Here is a 17,407-nt window from a genome sequence, read left to right on the forward strand (position 1 = left end):
GGGCAGCGGCGGCGAGGAGCCGCGGGGGCTGTGGCGCCGCTGGGCCGGTTCGGTCGAGCGGCGGCCGCGGATGACGAGCCTGCTGGCGCTGGGGGTGATGGTCGCGCTGGCGGTGCCGGTGCTCACGCTCCGGCTCGGCGCCTCCGATTCGGGCAACGATCCCTCGGGCACGACCACGCGCAAGGCTTACGACCTGATGGCGCAGGGCTTCGGGCCGGGAGTGAACGGACCTCTGGAGCTCGTGGCCGAGATGCCCGCCGGCCCGGGCCCGGGCTCCGGCTCGGGCGTCCGCGCCGCCGCGGCCCGGGACGCGGCCGCGCTCAGCGCACTGGCGGGCGCGGTCGGGCGCACGCCGGGCGTGGCCGCGGTGCACGCCGGGCCGCGGTCCGCGGACGGCCGCGTCGCGGTGTTCGAGGTGGTGCCGACCGGTTCTCCGGAGTCCAGCGCGACCGCGAAGCTGATCACGACGCTGCGCGGGCAGGTGGTCCCGGAGGCGCTGGCGGGCACCGGCGTGCACGTCTACGTCGGCGGGCTGACCGCCGTGTACGCCGACTTCGCCTCGGTGCTCGGCGGCAAACTGCCGCTGTTCGTCGGGCTGATCGCGGCGCTCGGCTTCCTGCTGCTGGTGATCGCGTTCCGCTGCCTGGTGGTGCCGCTGACCGCGGCGGTGATGAACCTGCTGGCGGCGGCCGCCTCCTTCGGCGTGGTCACCGCGTTCTTCGAGTGGGGCTGGGGCTCGGACAAGCTCGGCATGGGCGGGGCGGGGCCGGTGGAGGCGTTCCTGCCGGTGATGCTCGTGGCGATCCTGTTCGGCCTGTCGATGGACTACCAGGTCTTCCTGGTCTCGCGGATGCACGAGGAGTGGGTGCGCCACCGGGACAACGCGCGCGCGGTGAAGATCGGGCAGGTGGAGACCTCGCGGGTGATCACCGCCGCGGCCACCATCATGATCTCGGTGTTCTGCGCGTTCGCGTTCGGCAGCCAGCGGGTGATCGGCGAGTTCGGCATCGGCCTGGCCAGCGCGGTCGCGATCGACGCGTTCGTGCTGCGCACGGTGCTGGTGCCGGCGGCGATGCACCTGTTCGGCCGGGCCAACTGGTGGCTGCCGGCCTGGCTGGACCGGATCCTGCCGCACCTGCACGTCGAGTCCTGTGACCCGGATCACACCACGATCCCGGGGCAGCGGCGCCCCGCGCGCGTTGGAGCAATCGCCAGCGCGCCGGCGCCGGCGGCCGGCTACGAGTGAACCGCGCGGCAAGCCGCGCACGACGCCCGCTCGTAGGCCGGCGGCGTCGCGGGCGGCGCGGTTGGAGGAACCGCCGAATTCTCGACGCGGCGTGTCCACACGGACACCCGTGGTGTTCGCGGCCCGCGCGGCGCGTCAGGAAGATTTAGCGCGCGGTGTGGTTCGCCGATCTGCGGTATCGGGCATCATCTTGCCCTCCACCAGCATCATCGGCGCCGATCCGGCCGCGCGGGCGGCAGGGCGCGCGCGGGCGCCGCGGCGCAGGGTGGGGTGACCGGCCCGACCCCCTCGCGATCGGAGCACCGCCGCATGGCCTTCCTCGGTACCGAGGGCCAGGTCGAGCTCGCCGACCTGGGCGAACTCGCCGACGGCCCGTACGCCAACCCCGAACTGCTGCCCGTCCCGGTGGCGCAGCGCACCTGGTCGCTCTACAACTACGCGGCCCTGTGGATCGGCATGTCGCACAACCTGGTGACCTACACGCTGGCCGCCAGTCTCATCGCCGCCGGGATGAACCCGGTGCAGGCGCTGCTCACCATCGCCCTGGGCAACCTGATCGTGCTGGTGCCGATGCTGCTCAACAGCCACGCCGGGACCAAGTACGGCATCCCGTTCCCGGTGTTCGCCCGCGCCTTCTACGGCATCCGCGGGGCGAACCTCGCGGCGCTGCTGCGCGCGCTCGTGGCGTGCGGCTGGTTCGGCATCCAGACCTGGATCGGCGGCGAGGGCATCAGCGTGGTGGCCGGAAAGCTTTTCGGCGCCTGGTGGACGAACGCCTCCCCGCTGCTCGGCCACCCGTGGACGCTGTGGCCGGCCTTCGCCCTGTTCTGGGTGATCCAGATGGCGATCATCTGGCGCGGCATGGACACGCTGCGCCGCTTCGAGAACTGGGCCGCGCCGTTCGTGCTCGTGGTCTTCCTCGCGGTACTCGGCTGGGTGATCTACCGGGCGCACGGGGTGGGCGACCTGCTCTCGCAGCCGGCCGCACTGGGCTGGGGCGGGCGGTTCTGGCCGGTGTTCTGGCCCTCGCTGATGGCGATGATCGCGTTCTGGGCGACGCTGTCGCTGAACATGCCCGACTTCACCCGCTTCTCCCGCTCGCAGCGCGGCCAGGCCTGGGGCCAGGTGCTGGGCCTGCCGACGACGATGACCTTCTTCTCGCTGATCGCGGTGATGATCTCCTCCGGCACCGCGATCATCTACGGCAAGGCGATCTGGGATCCCACGGCGCTGGCGGCGAAGTTCTCCAACCCGTTCGTGGTGACGCTCGGGCTGGTCACCCTGCTGGTGGCGACCGTCTCGGTGAACGTGGCGGCGAACGTGGTCAGCCCGTCGTACGACTTCTCCAATCTGGCGCCGCGGGTGATCTCGCGGCGGGTCGGCGGCCTGATCGCCGGGGTGGTCGGCGTGGCGCTGATGCCGTGGAAGCTGGTGAGCGACCCGCACGTGTACGTCTTCGCCTGGCTGGACTTCTACGGCGGCGTGCTCGGCGCGGTGGCCGGGGTACTGGTCGCAGGGTACTGGTTCGTGCGGCGCACCCGGCTGGACCCGGCGGACCTGTACCGGCGCGGTGGGAGGTACTGGTTCACTGCCGGCTGGAGCCTGCCCGCGGTGGCCGCGACGCTGCTCGGCGCGGTGCTGGCCGTCGGCGGGGCGAACACCGCGCCGGGCACCGCGGGACCGTTCCCGGCGAACGGGCTGATCCCGTTGCTCAAGCCGTTGTACTCGTACAGCTGGGCGGTGGGCTTCGGCGCCGGCCTGGTGATCTATCTGCTGCTGGCCGCGCCGCGGCGGGCGGGGGTGGCCGCGCGGCCCGCGGTGGCGCCGCAGCAATGAGCGGCATTCCATGGAGTCGGAACCCGGTGTTCGGAAGGACGTGGTGAGGGTGTCGCAGATCGTGCGGGCGGCGCTGGTCCAGCAGAAGTGGACCGGCGAGAAGAAGACCATGATCGAGAACGCGGTGGCGCACGTGCAGGCGGCCGCCGCCCGGGGCGCGCAGGTCGTCTGCCTTCAGGAGCTGTTCTACGGGCCGTACTTCTGCCAGGTGCAGGAGCCCGAGTACTTCTCCTACACCGAGGCGATCCCGGACGGGCCGACGACCCGGCTGATGCGGGAGGTCGCGCGGGACAACGGCGTGGTGCTGATCGTGCCGATGTACGAGCAGGAACAGCCCGGCGTCTACTACAACACCGCGGCCGTCATCGACGCGGACGGCGCCTTCCTGGGCAAGCACCGCAAGAACCACATCCCGCAGGTGCGCGGGTTCTGGGAGAAGTTCTACTTCCGGCCCGGCAACCTCGGCTACCCGGTGTTCGACACCGCGGTCGGCCGGATCGGGGTGTACATCTGCTACGAGCGGCACTTCCCGGAGGGCTGGCGGGCGCTGGGCCTGGCCGGGGCGCGCATCGTGTTCAACCCCTCGGCGACCAGCAGGGGCCTGTCACAGTACCTGTGGCGGCTGGAGCAGCCCGCGGCGGCTGTGGCCAACGAGTACTTCATCGGCGCGATCAACCGGGTGGGCGTGGAGCCGCTGGGCGACAACGACTTCTACGGCCAGTCCTACTTCGTGGACCCGCGCGGGCAGCTGGTCGGCGACGCGGCGTCGGACACCGAGGAGGAGGTCGTCGTGCGCGACCTGGACATGGGCGCGTTGCAGGAGGTGCGCGACCTGTGGGCGTTCTACCGCGACCGGCGCCCGGACACCTACGGCCCGCTGACGCAGGCCTGAGCGGGGGCGCGGGCAGATGAGCATCCTGATCCGCGGCGGCCTGGTCGTCTCGGCCACCGGCTCGGCATCGGCGGACGTCCTCGTGGAGGGCGAGCGCGTGGCGGCGCTCGCCGCGCCCGGCACCCCGGCGGCCGACTCGTGGGCGGCGCTGGCCGACACGGTCCTCGACGCGACCGGGAAGTACGTGATCCCCGGCGGAGTCGATGTCCACACGCACATGCAACTGCCCTTCGGCGGCACCTTCGCCTCCGACACCTTCGAGACCGGCACGATCGCGGCGGCCTGGGGCGGCACGACCACGATCGTGGACTTCGCGGTGCAGAGCAAGGGCGCGTCCCTGCTCGCCGGCATCGAGTCCTGGCACGCCAAGGCTGCGGGCAACTGCGCGGTCGACTACGGTTTCCACGCGATCCTGTCCGACGTGAACGAGGCCGCGCTGAAGGAGATGGACGCCGCGGTGGCGGCCGGGGTCACCAGCTTCAAGATGTTCATGGCGTACCCGGGCGTGTTCTACAGCACCGACGGCGAGATTCTGCTGGCGATGCAGAAGGCGAAGGCCAACGGCGCGGTCATCATGATGCACGCCGAGAACGGCATCGCGATCGACCAGTTGGTCGCGCAGGCGCTCGCGCAGGGCCACACCGACCCGGTGTACCACGGCCTGACCCGCCCGCCGCAGCTGGAGGGCGAGGCCACCAGCCGCGCGATCGCGCTGGCGGAGGTCACCGGCGCGCCGCTGTACGTCGTGCACCTGACCGCGTCGCAGGCCCTTGACGCGGTGGCGGAGGCGCGCGACGGCGGGCAGAACGTGTTCGCGGAGACCTGTCCGCAGTACCTGTATCTGGCCCTGGAGGACCTGGCCAAGCCCGGCTTCGAGGGCGCCAAGTACGTCGCCTCCCCGCCGCTGCGCCCGCGCGAGCACGCCGCGGCGCTGTGGAAGGGTCTGCGCACCAATGACCTGGCGGTGGTCTCCACCGACCACTGTCCGTTCTGCTTCAAGGACCAGAAGGAGCTGGGCCGCGGCGACTTCTCCAAGATCCCCAACGGGATGCCGGGCGTCGAGCATCGCATGGACCTGATCTACCAGGGCGTGGTGGCCGGGAAGATCAGCAGGCAGCGGTGGGTCGAGCTGTGTTCGACGACCCCGGCGCGCATGTTCGGGCTCTACGGCCGCAAGGGTGTGATCGCCCCCGGCGCGGACGCCGACATCGTGGTCTACGACCCGGACGCGCAGCAGACCATCAGTGCCGCGACACACCACATGAACGTGGACTACTCGGCGTATGAGGGCATGGAGATCACCGGCCGGGTGGAGACGGTGCTCTCCCGCGGTGCGCTCGTCGTGCGCGACGGCGCGTTCCACGGCAGGCCGGGGCACGGCCGGTTCGTGCCCAGGGGCTTGTCCCAGTACCTCGTCTGACCCGGGAAAGGCGGCAGGTCATGGACTTCGGCGTGGTGATGCAGACCGATCCGCCGGCCACCCGGCTGGTGGAGACGATGCGGCAGGCGGAGGAACTGGGCTTCGGCTACGGCTGGACCTTCGATTCCACGGTGCTGTGGCAGGAGCCGTTCGTGATCTATTCGCGGATCCTGGCGGCCACGCAGCGGCTGCGGGTCGGGCCGCTGGTGACCAATCCGGGCACCCGGGACTGGTCGGTACTCGCCTCGCTGTTCGCGACGCTGAACGACATGTACGGCAACCGCACGGTCTGCGGCATCGGCCGCGGCGACTCGGCGCTGCGGGTGATCGGCCGCAGGCCGCAGAGCCTGGCCGAGGTCGCCGCGTGCATGCGGACGGTCAAGGACCTGGCGGAGGGCCGCGAGGCGCTGCTCAACGACGTGACGGTCAAGATCCCGTGGGTGCGCGAGGGGCGGCTGCCGATGTGGATGGCCGGTTACGGGCCCAAGGCGCTGAAGCTGGCCGGCGAGCAGGCGGACGGCTTCGTGTTGCAGTGCGCGGATCCCGACATCGCCCGCTGGACGATCGGCGCGGTGCGCGACGCGGCCGGCGAGGCGGGCCGCGACCCGGACGCGATCACGATCTGTGTCGCGGCGCCCGCGTACGTCGGGCCGGACCTGGAGCACGCCCGGGAGCAGACCCGCTGGTTCGGCGGGATGGTCGGCAACCACGTGGCGGACCTGGTGGAACGCTACGGCACGCACGGGCCGGTGCCGAGGGCGCTGACCGATTACATCAAGGGCCGGGACGGCTACGACTACGCGCACCACGGCCGGGCCGGCAATCCGTCCGCCGAGTTCGTCCCGGACGAGATCGTGGACCGCTTCTGCCTGCTCGGCCCGGCGTCGGCGCACCGGGACCGCCTCGCCGAACTGGCCGAGCTCGGGGTGAACCAGTTCGCGCTGTACCTCATGCACGACCAGCCGCAGCAGACGCTCTGGGCCTACGGTCAGGACGTCGTTGCGCAGATGGGTCAGAGCGGGATTAGACCGGATTAGACCGAGGATCAGACCAAGGATTAGACCAGGTTTGGAGCAGGGCCAGCGCGTCGAACGCGGCTGTGGGACCGGTCCGGCGGCGCGGCTACGGGGTCAGTCCGGCCGCGCGCCGCGCCGCGGCGGTGACCGGGTTCTCCCCCGGCGCCCAGGCGATCTCCCAGTAGTTGCCCTCCGGGTCCGCGAAGTAGGCGTCGCGGCCATCGAAGAACTCGGGCTCGGTGGGCGCCTTGGTCAGGCGGCCGCCGGCCTGTTCTACGCGCGCAGCCATTTCGTCGACCTGCTCGGGCGTCTCGGCGCTGATGATGACGGCGAAGCGGATTCCCTCCCGTTCGGTCTGCGCCCGCGCGCGGGCGTCCTGCGCGAGCTTGTCCGCCGGGAACAGGGCCAGCAGCGCGCCGCGCAGTTCGAAGACGGCGAAGTCGTCCGAGTCGAAGGCCAGCGGCCAGCCCAGAGCGCGGTAGAAGGCCCGCTCCCGCTCGATGTCCAGCACTCCGAGCGTGATGGTGTTCGCAAGGGGAAGCTTTTGCATGGCGGCTCCGCTCGCCGGTCGGGGTCGACACAGGCCGGTTCGGCCGTTGCGCGACGATTATCCCGCTCTTGCGCCCACGCGCGCATCACGCGCTGTACTTGATCACGCATCGTTGCGCCGCGCCGGTGCCTACGAGCGCTTCATCCCGCGCTGCCCGGAGCCGCGGACTCGGTGACGGTCTTGATGTGCTGGTTGCGGATCCGGATCAGCCGAATCAGGTAGCGGCGCAGAACCACGACCTGCGCGAAAGCGCCGAGCAAGCCGAAGGGGGCTTCGAAATCCACCTCGTCGCGCATCACGGTGCCGCCGCGTGAGTCGGCTTCGAAGCGATGTTCGTGCCGCCAGTACTTGAAGGGCCCGACGACCTGCTCGTCGGTGAAGTGCTCGGGAGGGGCGCAGGCGCTGATCTTCGAGGTCATCCGCCACCAGATCGCGAAGTGTCGCGCCCGCCAGGTGACGCAGTCGCCGAGTTTGAGGCGCCCGGCGGTGACCCCGCCGACCGCGCGCTCGGCGGACTTGGCCATGGACCCGGTGTGTACCTCAACGTCCAGCGACGCACCGAAGACCTCGGCCGGCGCAGCGGCGATCGAGGTGACGAGTTCGAAGCGCGGCACGTGCGAAGCCTACCCGCCCAGGTGTCCGGCCCCGATGGTATCCGTGGCATCCTTGCTGCGTGACGGAATCAGGGGTCGGTCAATCCATGCCGTCCAAGCGCAGTCGTCGCCGAGTGGCGGCGATCATCGTTTGGCTGTTCTCCGGCGCGCTCGTGCTCGCGGCTGCCAGCTGGCTGCTGTACTACAGGGTCACGTTCCACACATTCGCCTGGTGGTCGGTACCTCCGTCGGTGACTTACTGCGGACGCGACTACCTCGAGGGCCGTACGGTGGACGCATTGTTGCCCGGGTATACGTACCCGCAGGTGATGACGGTCGAACCGGCCGGCTGGCCGGTGTATGCGCAACTTCCCGTTGGCACCACGCGAGTGCAGGCGGCGGGCCTGCCGTGCACGATGGGGCTCGTGCTGAAGCGGGGCGGCGGCCAGTACATCCTGTACGGACTGAGCGGCGGGCCGTGAACCGCGACGAAGTGGATGCAGCCATGTTCGACGAGGCGGGCGAGGACGAACTGCTCCTCGCGGCGATGATGCGCCTGGGCGCGGCCGGCGGGTCCATCGGCGCGGGCATCGGCGGATCGATCACCGGACAGCACGGGCTCGGCGCGGCGGGCGGCCGGGGCGGCGCGCGCGGCGCGGCGCGGGGTTACAAGTGGACGAAGAAGGACGTCAGCACCGGCGCGGTCTCGCTTGACGGCCCGATCGGGACGGCGGCGCACACGGTCGCCGAGACCCTCGCGACCGTCGGCGAGCCGGTGGGCACGCAGACGCGCGAGGACGGCGCGATCGCCCTTCGCGCGATGCTCGGCGTCGGACTCGGCGGCCTGAATCCCGTCGTCGTCACCGCCGTGCTCAGCCCGGCCCGGGACGGCTCTGTACAGGTGGCGCTTCGTACGGCGGGACGCGAGGGCTTGATCAAACGGCATCCCGCCGACAAGGCGCTGGCGAAAGTGATCGCGGCGTTGAACGATCGGCGCCGGGGACCGGACGTCGTCGCATAGGCCCGCCCCGCGCGACTACCGGGCGACGGGCATCCCGAGACCGGGCAGGACCTCGGCGTTCGGCAGCAGGGTCAGCGCGCCGCCGGGCAGCCACAGCTTCGAGCCGCGGATGCCGGAGCCGACGACCACGCGGGGCGCGGCGGCGACCGCCTCGTCGATGAGGACCGGCCAGTGCGCGGGCAGGCCGACCGGGGTGATGCCGCCGTACTCCATGCCGGTCCGCGCGACCGCCTCGTCCATCGGGGCGAAGGAGATCTTGCGCGCGCCGAGGTGGCGGCGGACCAGCCCGTTGATGTCCGCGCGGGTCGTGGCGAGCACGAGGCAGGCCGCGAATGCCGTCTGGCCGGCCCGCTTGGCCGCGACGACGACGCAGTTCGCGGACTCGTGCAAGGCGACGCCGTACTCGGCGCAGAAGGCCGCGGTGTCCGCGAGCGCGGGATCGATCGCGCCGACCTCGATGCGGGCGAGCGGGAGCGCGTCCGCGTGCTCGGCCAGGGCCTTGGCCGTGGGCGCGGCGAGCAGTTCGGGATGGTCGGCGGCCGGCCGCAGGACGACGTTCACAGTCACGCAGCCCAGCATGCCACGCGCGGGCGCGCCCGCGACCGTCCCGGGACGCCGCGCCACACCGCTCGCGGCGGTCTCGCAGTTCGCAACGCCGGCACAGTTCGCAACGCCGCCACAGCCTGCGACGCACTCACAGCTTGCGGAAGGCGCGGGCCTCCTCGGCCGCCGCGCGGACCGCCTCGAGATCAGCGCCCGACGATGCCGCGACCGCCGCCGAAACCGCGCCCTCGACCAGCGGCGCGTCGGCGATCAGCACGGCGGGCAGCCCCGCCGCGTCGTCGAGCAGCAGCTTGACCGTCAGCACCGCGCTGCCCAGGTCGGCCAGGATGACGACGCCCGCGCCGCGGTCCGCGGTGCGAACCGCCTGCTCGACCAGCTCGATGCTGGTGCCGAGGCCGCCTTCGGGCAGGCCGCCGGCCGGCTGCACCGCGACCTCGCCGCCGGCGAGCTGCCGGACGAGCTCGGCCGTGCCTTCGGCGATCAGCGCGCTGTGTGAGACCAGAACCATGCCGACCGGTCCGGGCGCGGGCGCCGGCCGGCTTTCGAGGTGCCGCGGTTGTTCAGTCACCGTCATCGCCATCCGGCTCTTTCTCGACGTCGGGACCGCTGCGCGCGGCGGCGGCCGCCGTGTCGCGCAGCGCGGTCAGGATGAGCACCGTCGAGGCAGCGCCAGGGTCCAGGTGCCCGATGCTGCGCGGCCCGAGGTAGCTGGCGCGTCCCTTGGAAGCCTGCATCGGGATCGTCGCTTCGGCGCCCGCGTTCGCCGCGTCGACCATCGCGTCGAGCGCGTCGAGCAGGGCGGCGCCGTCGGCGGCGGCCGCGCCGAGAGCCGCGACCGCGGGTGCCAGCGCGTCGACCATCGTCTTGTCCCCGTCGCGCGCGGCGCCGAGCTTGCGCACTGCGGCCAGGGCCGCCTCGAGCGCGGCGGCCAGACCCGGCAGGTCGACCTGTTCGGCCTCGCCCAAGATGTTGGCCGCGCGGCGGAACGCGCTGCCGTACAGCGGCCCCGAGGCCCCGCCCACCTTCGAGATCAGCGTCGTACCGGTCAACGCCAGCACGTTCGCCGGGGTGCGCGCGTCGGTGCTGTCCAGGACCCGCAGCACTCCGGCGAAACCACGGTCGAGGTTCGTGCCGTGGTCGCCGTCGCCGATGGCCGCGTCCAGGTCGCTCAGCCGGGCCCGGTCCGCTTCCACGGCCTCGGCCGCGCGCGTGATCCAGGCGGTGAAGAACGCAGTGTCCAGAATCGTGGAATGCCGCGGGGTGGTCACCGGCTACCGTCCCCAACGCAGCGCCGGCGTCTGCACGGGCGCGTCCCACAACTCGGTGAACTGCTCGGTGAGTTTGCACACGGTCAGGGAGAAGCCCTGCATCTCCAGGCTGGTGACGTAGTTGCCGACGAGGTTGCGCGCGACGGCCACGCCGCGGGCCGCGAGCAGGCGCCGCACCTCGCGGAAGACGATGTAGAGCTCGATCAGCGGCGTGCCGCCCATGCCGTTGACCATCACCAGCACCTCGCCGTCCAGCGGCAGATCCTGGTGGATCGCGTCGAGCGCGGTCTCGGCCAGCTGCGCCGCCGTGCCGATCGGACCGCGGCGGCGCCCGGGCTCGCCGTGGATGCCGACGCCGATCTCGATCTCGTCCTCGGCCAGCGTGAAACCGGGCCGGCCGGACGCCGGAGTGGTGGCGGGGCTCAGCGCGATGCCGAACGACCGGGTCCGGGCATTGACCTGCTCGGCGACGGTGACCAGCGCGGCCAGGTCCGCGCCCTGCTCGGCGAGCGCGCCGGCGATCTTCTCCACGAACACGGTGGCGCCGGTGCCGCGCCGGCCGGCCGTGTAGAGCGAGTCCTCCACCGCCACATCGTCGTTGACCAGCACGGAACGCACCTCGATGCCCTCCTCGCCGGCCAGTTCCCCGGCCATCTGGAAGTTGAGCACGTCGCCGGTGTAGTTCTTGACGATCTGCAGCACCCCGGCGCCGCCGTCGACGGCCCGCGCCGCGGCCAGCATCTGGTCCGGGACCGGGGAGGTGAACACCTCGCCGGGGCACGCCGCGTCGAGCATGCCGTAGCCGACGAACCCCGCGTGCAGCGGCTCGTGACCGCTGCCGCCTCCGCTGACCAAGCCGACCTTTCCCGGTCGCGGCCCGCCCGCGCGCGTCACCACGCGGCTGTCCATGTCCACGGCGAGTGAGGGATGCGCGGCGGCCAGTCCCTCAAGCGCGTCGGAGACGACGTCGTCGGGCGCGTTGATCAGCTTCTTCACGTCCCCAGATTATGCCCGTACGGGAGCACGGCGGTGTAATCGGCACAGCGGCCGGGCGTTCTGACGGCGCGTATGTTCACGCTGTGGCAACCCGTCGCCGTGTTCGGTGCTCGGCGAAGGAGTTCGAGACCGCACCGGTATCGTCGGGGGGATCAGCGTTGCCTGTCTGCCTGCCCAACACCGAGGACACGATGTGACCGATCCGCAGGTGCCGTATGCGCCGGCTCAGGCGGCCGGGCAGGACGGCGCGGCCCGGCCGCGGGTGGGCCTGGGCGAGATCGCGCGGGAGTGGGGCCGCATCGGCTGCATCGGCTTCGGCGGTCCTCCGGCGCACATCGCGCTGCTGCGAGGGCTGTGCGTCGAGCAGCGCGGATGGCTGGCCGCGGACGAGTTCGAGGACGGGATCGCCGCGACGAACCTGCTGCCCGGGCCCGCCTCGACCCAGCTGGCGATCTTCTGCGCCTGGAGGCTGCGCAGGGCGCCGGGGGCGATCGTCGGCGGGCTGTGTTTCATCGTGCCCGGACTTCTTCTGATCATCGGCTTGTCGGCGCTGTTCCTCTCCGAACATGCACCGCTGTGGGTGCGCGGGGCGGCCGCGGGGGCAGGCGCCGCGGTGGCCGCGGTGGCGCTGAACGCGGCGGCCACGCTGCTGCCGGCGAGCCGCCGGCGCGCGCACCGGCCGGGACAGCGGCGCCGGTGGGCCGGTTATCTCGGGCTTGGCGCGGCGGCGGCGATTCTGATCGGACCGTACCTGGTACTGGTCCTGGTGGCGTGCGGCGGCGCCGAGGCGCTGTGGCGCAGGCGCGCGGCACCGGGGGCGCAGGTCTCGCTGTGGCCGCTGGCCGCGGCCGCGGCGGCGCCGTCCGGCGTGCTCGGCGCGCTGGCCTGGACCGCGTTCAAGGTCGGCGCCCTCTCGTACGGCGGCGGCTTCGTCATCATTCCGCTGATGCAGGCGGACGCCGTACACCGGTACCACTTCCTGACCGCGGGCCAGTTCACCGCGGCGGTGGCGCTCGGGCAGATCACCCCGGGGCCGGTGGTGCAGACGGTCGCCGTGGTCGGATACGGCGCGGCGGGGGCGCTCGGCGCGCTGCTCGCCGCGGCGGTCGCGTTCTCGCCCTCGTTCCTGCTGGTGTTGTTCGGGGCCGGGCGGTTCGACCGGCTGCGCGGCAGCCAGACCGTGCAGGCGTTCCTCGACGGCGCGGGGCCGGCCACGATCGGCGCGATCGGCGGGTCGGCGTTCACGCTCGGGCTGGCGCTGGCCGAGCCCTGGCAGTTCGCGGTGCTGGCCGCGGCGGGTCTCTGGCTGCTGGTGCTGCGGCGCGGCGTGGTCAGCGCCCTGCTCGGCGCGGGCGCGTTGGGCGTGGTCGCGGCGCTGGTCGGTCTCGCGCTGTCCTGACCGGGGTGCGAGCGGGCCGGGCGCGCTACGTCCGCGGGCGCCCGGCCCGAGGGCCGACAAGACGTGGCCCCCTTGTCTCCGCGCGATCCGGCGAGATCCGGTGCGCTCGGGCGGGCACCGGTCACGCGGTGCGGCGGCGCAGGGTGACCGCGCCGAGCGCGAGCGAGACGAGCGTGATACCGACGATGACGATCAGGTCCCTGACGACCAGGCCGTCCACGCCGGGCCGCGCGGTCAGCCGGTTCATCGCGTCGACCGCGTAGGACAGCGGCATCACGTCGGAGATCCACCGCAGCACCGGCTGCATGTCCCCGCGCGGCGTGAACAATCCGCACAGCAGGAACTGCGGCAGGATGAACGCCGGCAGGAACTGCACGGCCTGGAACTCGGTGGCGGCGAACGCGGAGACGAACAGGCCCAGCGCGGTGCCGAGCAGGCCGTCGGCCAGCGCCACCGCGAACAGCAGCCAGGTCGGACCGCTCACGTGCAGCCCGAGCGGACCGAGGGTCAGGCCGAAGGCCACGGCGGCCTGCACCAGGGCCAGCGCGCCGAAGGCGAACGCGTAGCCGAGCAGCAGATCCAGCTTGCCCAGCGGCATGGTCAGCAACCGCTCCAGGGTCCCGCTGGACCGCTCGCGCAGCGTCGCGACCGAGGTGACCAGGAACATCACGGTCAGCGGGAAGATGCCCAGCAGCGGCGCGCCGGAGTGGTCGAAGATGCGCGGTTCGGCGTCGAAGACGTACTTGAGCAGGATCAGCAGTACGCAGGGAACGACGATGAGCAGGCCGATGGTGCGCGGATCGTGCCGCAGTTGGGACAGCACGCGCTGAGCGGTGGCCAGGGTGCGCAGCGCGCTGGCACGCGCCCGGGGCGCGGCTGCGGGGCGCTCGGGCGGACGCGCGGCCGTCGCAGCGCTCGTCGACTCACTTGTCGACTCACTCGTCGGGACGCTCATCGGGACGCCTCCTTCGCCGGTTCGGACCGATCGGACCCTGACACACCGGCGCTCGTGCCCGTACCCGTCGCGGTATCCGGGCGCTGATCCTCCTCGACGAGCGCGAGGAACGCCTGCTCGATCTCGCGGGCCCCGGTGCGCGCGAGCAGCGCGGCCGGTGTGTCGTCGGCGATGATCGCCCCGTCGCGCATCAGCAGCAGGTGGTCGCAGCGGGTCGCCTCGTCCATGACGTGGCTTGAGATCAGCAGCGTGGCTCCCGCGCCGGCCAGACGGTGGAACAGGTCCCACAGTTCGCGCCGCAGCACCGGATCGAGGCCGACGGTCGGCTCGTCGAGCACGAGCAGTTCGGGCTCGCCGAGCAGCGCGGCGGCGAGCGAGACGCGGGCGTGCTGCCCACCGGAAAGCCGTCCGACCACGTCGCGTTCCCGGCCCCGGAGCCCGACCTGCGCGGCCACGCGCTCGGCGTCGGCGCGCGGCACGCCGAGCACGGCGGCGAAGTAGCGCAGGTTCTCCGCGACGGTCAGGTCCGAATAGACCGAGGGCGCCTGCGTGACGTAGCCGACGCGGCGGCGCAACCGGGCGTCACCGGCCGGGCGGCCGAGCACGGTGACCCGGCCGCCGGCGGTCTTCTGGACCCCGACGATCGAACGCATGAGCGTGGTCTTGCCGCAGCCGCTCGGGCCGAGCAGACCGGTCACGCTGCCGCGGGCGATATCCAGGCTCAGACCGTCGAGCACCGCCCGGCCGCCGCGCACCACGCGCAGCTCGCGCACTTGTACCGCCGGCTCGGGCGAGCCGGCCAAGAAATTAACCACACGATTAGTTTCGATGGGCGCGGCGGTCCTGTCAATCTCCGCGCGCGGTAGTCGGCGGTCGTCAGCGGTCGTCAGCGGTCGTCAGCCGACGAGGTAACGCTGCAGCGTCGGCGCGAGCAGCGGCACCAGTTCCTCCACCGGCGCCGAGGCAAGCGGCTCGACGGCGAGCACATAGCGGCCCATGATCATGCCGACCATCTGCGTCATCGCCAGCTGCGCGCGCAGTTCGGGCTGCGGCAGGTCGAGCACGGCGGCGACCGGGCGGGCCAGCTCCCGCATGATGAAGCCGCGCATGAGCCTGGCCATCTGCTCGTTGGTGGCCGCGGCGCGCAGCACCGCCAGCACGCGGTCCCGCGCGGCGGGATTCTCCAGCAGCCCGAAGGCGAAGCGCACCAGGCGCTCGCCGACGGCTTCACGGCCGCCGCCGACGATCCGGGCCACCAGTTCGCGCGGCTGGAGCGGGAACTCGAGTGCGGCGAGGAAGAGCTGGTCCTTGGTGCCGAAGTAGTGGTGCAGCAGGGCGGGGTTCACCGCCGCGGCGCGGGCGATGGCGCGCATGCTGGTGTTCTCGTAGCCGCGCGCGGCGAATTCGGCGCGGGCCGCGTCGAGGATGACCTGGCGGGTGTCGCCGCCGCCGGGCCGCCGACCGGGCCTGCCCCGCCGTGCGGCGGCGTCCGCGTCCGCGACCCCGGCGTCACCCTGTGCGCTCACAGGTTCATTATCAATCAGGCGCAGTCAATCAGGCGCAGTCAATCAGGCGCAGCGCGCCGACGCCGCGCGGCGGCCAACCGGCAGCGCCGCGGCGCGCCTTCGCGTCATCCGCGCGGTTATGATCAACGGTATGGACGTACGCGGGCTGACTCGCCGCCCGGAGGATCCGGCGCTGCGGGTGGCGGCGGAGGTCGCCGAGGCGCTGGCCGCCGGCGCGCCGGTCGTCGCGCTGGAGTCGACCATCATCAGCCACGGCCTGCCCAGGCCGGACAACCTGCGTGTCGCGCGACAGATCGAGCAGGCGGTGCGGCAGGCCGGCGCGGTCCCGGCGACGGTCGCGGTCGTGGACGGGGTGGCCCGGGTCGGCCTCGACGAGGCGGCGCTCGCCGCGATCGCCGAACGCCAGGACGTGGCCAAGGCGAGCGTGCGCGACCTCGGCTTCGTCGTGGCGCGCGGCGGCAGCGCGGCGACGACGGTCGCGGCGACCGCGCATCTGGCCGAGCGGGCGGGGATCCGGCTGTTCGCGACCGGCGGGCTCGGCGGCGTGCACCGCGCGGCGCGGGAGAGCTGGGACGAATCGGCCGACCTGGTGGCGCTGGCGCGCACCGGGATCGCCGTGGTCTGCTCCGGGGTCAAGTCGATCCTCGACGTCGGCGCGACGCTGGAACGGCTGGAGAGCCTCAACGTTCCGGTCGTCGGGTACCGCACGCACGCCTTCCCCGGCTTCTACATCACCGATTCCGGCTTCCGGCTCGACTGGCGGGCCGACTCGCCCGCACAGGTCGCGCAGGTCATCCAAGCGCGCGCGGCGCTGGGGCTCGGGCACCAGGGTCTGGTGGTGGCCAATCCGCTGCCGCCGCACGAGCAGCTCGACGCGACGCTGCACGAGCAGGTGCTGGCCGCGGCGCTGGAGCAGGCGGCGGCGCAGCGGGTCGCCGGCAAGGCGGTCACGCCGTTCCTGCTGGACTTCTTCCACCGGCACACCGGCGGCGAGAGCCTGCGCGCGAACGTGCGTCTCGTGCTGCGCAACGCGCAACTGGCGGGGCGGATCGCCGTCGAACTGTCGGGCGGCGGCGCGCGGGCCGGCGCGGCGTGAACCCGGGCCGCCCCGGCGGCGGGGGCCCGGCGGTCGTGCTGCTCGGCGACGTGATGACGGACCTGGTCGCCCGGCTCGACGGACCGCTGGTGCCCGCCGGCGACAGTCCCGCGCGCATCAGCGTCGAGGGCGGCGGGGCGGCGGCCAACACGGCCGCCTGGCTGGCCGGTCTGGGTGTGCGCACGGTGCTGCTCGGGCGGGTCGGCGACGACGCGGCGGGCCGGTCGGCCACGGGCGCGCTGCGCGCCGCCGGGGTCGAGACGCGCTTCGCGGTCGACCGCGAGCGGCCGACCGGGACGGTCATCGTCCTCGTCGAGCCGGGCGGCGAACGCACGATGGTGCCCGACGCCGGTGCGAACGCGGCGCTCGCGGCCGAGGACCTGCCGACGCAGGTCTTCCGCCGAGCTGCCCACCTGCATCTTTCCGGCTACACCCTGCTGCGGCCGGGCAGCCGCGGCGCCGGCCTGGCGGCTCTCGGCCTGGCGCGCGCGGCGGGTATGACAGTATCCGTCGACGCGGCGTCGGCCGGTCCGCTGGAGGCGGCGGGAGCGGCGCGGTTCCTCTCCTGGATCGGGGGGATCGAGATACTGTTCGCGAACCTGCCGGAGGCCCGGACGCTGGCCCGTGCATCGCAGGGTCCATCGACGGCTGTGACAGCAGCCGTAGGTTCCTCGCCGCTTGTCCACGGTGCGCAGCCGCGGACCATTGGCAGCGTTCTGACAGAGCACTGCCGCTTGGCCGTGGTCAAGCTCGGCGCCGAGGGCGCGTTGGCATGTACCTCCGGCGGCGAGTGTGAGCACGTTGGGGCCGTGCCACTCGACCCCGGCGCCGCGGTCGACAGCACCGGGGCGGGTGACGCGTTCGCCGCCGGTTTCCTGCGCGCGTGGCTGGCCGGTCGTCCGGTGGGCGATGCGCTGCGGTCCGGCAGCGCCCTCGCGGCGCGGGCCGTCTCGGGAGTCGGCGCCCGGCCGGCACTTCCCTCCATCGGTACCGAATCGCAATCCACTCAATCTAGATGAAAATACTCGT

At 72.6% G+C, this 17,407-nt stretch carries 19 protein-coding genes; 10 read left to right on the forward strand and 9 right to left on the reverse strand.

Features of this window, described 5'->3' with window-relative positions; genetic code table 11:
* The 5 genes from KGA66_RS11895 to KGA66_RS11915 form a co-directional block, all read left to right on the forward strand.
* The coding region (locus tag KGA66_RS11895) for an MMPL family transporter (protein WP_211467749.1) at nt 1–1,246 on the forward strand (1,246 nt) is incomplete at its 5' end.
* A 309-nt stretch (nt 1,247–1,555) separates the two neighbouring features.
* Nucleotides 1,556–3,082, forward strand: a complete 1,527-nt coding sequence (locus KGA66_RS11900; protein ID WP_211467751.1) for an NCS1 family nucleobase:cation symporter-1 — start codon at nt 1,556–1,558, stop codon at nt 3,080–3,082.
* A gap of 49 nt (nt 3,083–3,131) precedes the next feature.
* Nucleotides 3,132–3,974, forward strand: a complete 843-nt coding sequence (locus tag KGA66_RS11905; RefSeq protein WP_369015855.1) for a nitrilase-related carbon-nitrogen hydrolase — start codon at nt 3,132–3,134, stop codon at nt 3,972–3,974.
* Nucleotides 3,975–3,990: 16 nt separating this feature from the next.
* The gene (hydA, locus tag KGA66_RS11910; protein ID WP_211467755.1) at nt 3,991–5,394 is read left to right on the forward strand and encodes a dihydropyrimidinase; all 1,404 of its coding nucleotides are present in this window, start codon (nt 3,991–3,993) and stop codon (nt 5,392–5,394) included.
* A gap of 20 nt (nt 5,395–5,414) precedes the next feature.
* A complete protein-coding gene (locus KGA66_RS11915; RefSeq protein WP_211467757.1) occupies nt 5,415–6,431 on the forward strand; it encodes a TIGR03842 family LLM class F420-dependent oxidoreductase in 1,017 nt (338 codons plus the stop codon).
* An 85-nt stretch (nt 6,432–6,516) separates the two neighbouring features.
* On the opposite strand, the gene KGA66_RS11920 is transcribed toward KGA66_RS11915, so the two are convergent.
* Together KGA66_RS11920 and KGA66_RS11925 are read right to left on the reverse strand one after the other, a co-directional pair.
* On the reverse strand, nt 6,517–6,960 hold the full coding sequence (locus KGA66_RS11920) for a VOC family protein (RefSeq protein WP_211467759.1): 444 nt from the start codon (nt 6,958–6,960) through the stop codon (nt 6,517–6,519).
* Nucleotides 6,961–7,100: 140 nt separating this feature from the next.
* On the reverse strand, nt 7,101–7,574 hold the full coding sequence (locus KGA66_RS11925) for an SRPBCC family protein (RefSeq protein ID WP_211467761.1): 474 nt from the start codon (nt 7,572–7,574) through the stop codon (nt 7,101–7,103).
* 59 nt (nt 7,575–7,633) lie between these two features.
* Between KGA66_RS11925 and KGA66_RS11930 the strand changes: the two genes are divergently transcribed.
* Nucleotides 7,634–8,035 (forward strand): hypothetical protein, encoded by a 402-nt coding sequence (locus tag KGA66_RS11930; RefSeq protein WP_211467763.1) that lies wholly within the window; start codon nt 7,634–7,636, stop codon nt 8,033–8,035.
* Nucleotides 8,032–8,574, forward strand: a complete 543-nt coding sequence (locus KGA66_RS11935) for a hypothetical protein (protein ID WP_211467765.1) — start codon at nt 8,032–8,034, stop codon at nt 8,572–8,574. The genes KGA66_RS11930 and KGA66_RS11935 overlap by 4 nt, the downstream gene beginning before the upstream one ends.
* Nucleotides 8,575–8,589: 15 nt before the next feature.
* Here the strand turns inward: KGA66_RS11935 and KGA66_RS11940 are convergent, their stop codons facing one another.
* The 4 genes from KGA66_RS11940 to dhaK all read right to left on the reverse strand — a co-directional run bounded on the left by KGA66_RS11940 (nt 8,590) and on the right by dhaK (nt 11,402).
* Nucleotides 8,590–9,153, reverse strand: a complete 564-nt coding sequence (locus KGA66_RS11940) for a YbaK/EbsC family protein (protein WP_211467839.1) — start codon at nt 9,151–9,153, stop codon at nt 8,590–8,592.
* 115 nt (nt 9,154–9,268) lie between these two features.
* Nucleotides 9,269–9,646, reverse strand: a complete 378-nt coding sequence (gene dhaM, locus KGA66_RS11945; RefSeq protein WP_246507586.1) for a dihydroxyacetone kinase phosphoryl donor subunit DhaM — start codon at nt 9,644–9,646, stop codon at nt 9,269–9,271.
* A 52-nt stretch (nt 9,647–9,698) separates the two neighbouring features.
* On the reverse strand, nt 9,699–10,406 hold the full coding sequence (gene dhaL, locus KGA66_RS11950; RefSeq protein WP_312886875.1) for a dihydroxyacetone kinase subunit DhaL: 708 nt from the start codon (nt 10,404–10,406) through the stop codon (nt 9,699–9,701).
* A 3-nt stretch (nt 10,407–10,409) separates the two neighbouring features.
* Nucleotides 10,410–11,402 carry a dihydroxyacetone kinase subunit DhaK gene (gene dhaK / locus KGA66_RS11955; RefSeq protein WP_211467769.1) on the reverse strand — a complete coding sequence of 331 codons (993 nt, stop codon included), beginning with the start codon at nt 11,400–11,402 and terminating at the stop codon, nt 10,410–10,412.
* A gap of 193 nt (nt 11,403–11,595) precedes the next feature.
* Between dhaK and chrA the strand changes: the two genes are divergently transcribed.
* Complete coding sequence (gene chrA, locus KGA66_RS11960; RefSeq protein WP_211467771.1) at nt 11,596–12,801, forward strand: chromate efflux transporter; 1,206 nt, start codon at nt 11,596–11,598, stop codon at nt 12,799–12,801.
* A gap of 121 nt (nt 12,802–12,922) precedes the next feature.
* On the opposite strand, the gene KGA66_RS11965 is transcribed toward chrA, so the two are convergent.
* From KGA66_RS11965 to KGA66_RS11975, 3 genes are all read right to left on the reverse strand, one after another.
* Nucleotides 12,923–13,756 (reverse strand): ABC transporter permease, encoded by an 834-nt coding sequence (locus KGA66_RS11965; protein ID WP_211467772.1) that lies wholly within the window; start codon nt 13,754–13,756, stop codon nt 12,923–12,925.
* On the reverse strand, nt 13,753–14,571 hold the full coding sequence (locus KGA66_RS11970) for an ABC transporter ATP-binding protein (RefSeq protein ID WP_312886876.1): 819 nt from the start codon (nt 14,569–14,571) through the stop codon (nt 13,753–13,755). The genes KGA66_RS11965 and KGA66_RS11970 overlap by 4 nt, the downstream gene beginning before the upstream one ends.
* Before the next feature lie 81 nt (nt 14,572–14,652).
* Nucleotides 14,653–15,282 carry a TetR/AcrR family transcriptional regulator gene (locus tag KGA66_RS11975; RefSeq protein ID WP_211467774.1) on the reverse strand — a complete coding sequence of 210 codons (630 nt, stop codon included), beginning with the start codon at nt 15,280–15,282 and terminating at the stop codon, nt 14,653–14,655.
* 130 nt (nt 15,283–15,412) lie between these two features.
* Between KGA66_RS11975 and KGA66_RS11980 the strand changes: the two genes are divergently transcribed.
* Both KGA66_RS11980 and KGA66_RS11985 read left to right on the forward strand, forming a co-directional pair.
* Nucleotides 15,413–16,378: a pseudouridine-5'-phosphate glycosidase gene (locus KGA66_RS11980; RefSeq protein WP_211467776.1), complete on the forward strand. Its 966-nt coding sequence runs from the start codon at nt 15,413–15,415 to the stop codon at nt 16,376–16,378.
* Entirely contained in the window at nt 16,375–17,397 is a 1,023-nt protein-coding gene (locus KGA66_RS11985; protein WP_211467778.1) for a carbohydrate kinase family protein, read from the forward strand. The genes KGA66_RS11980 and KGA66_RS11985 overlap by 4 nt, the downstream gene beginning before the upstream one ends.
* Nucleotides 17,398–17,407 lie beyond the last annotated feature (10 nt).

Origin of the sequence: Actinocrinis puniceicyclus, assembly GCF_018283645.1 — a bacterium.
GTDB lineage: Bacteria > Actinomycetota > Actinomycetes > Streptomycetales > Catenulisporaceae > Actinocrinis > Actinocrinis puniceicyclus.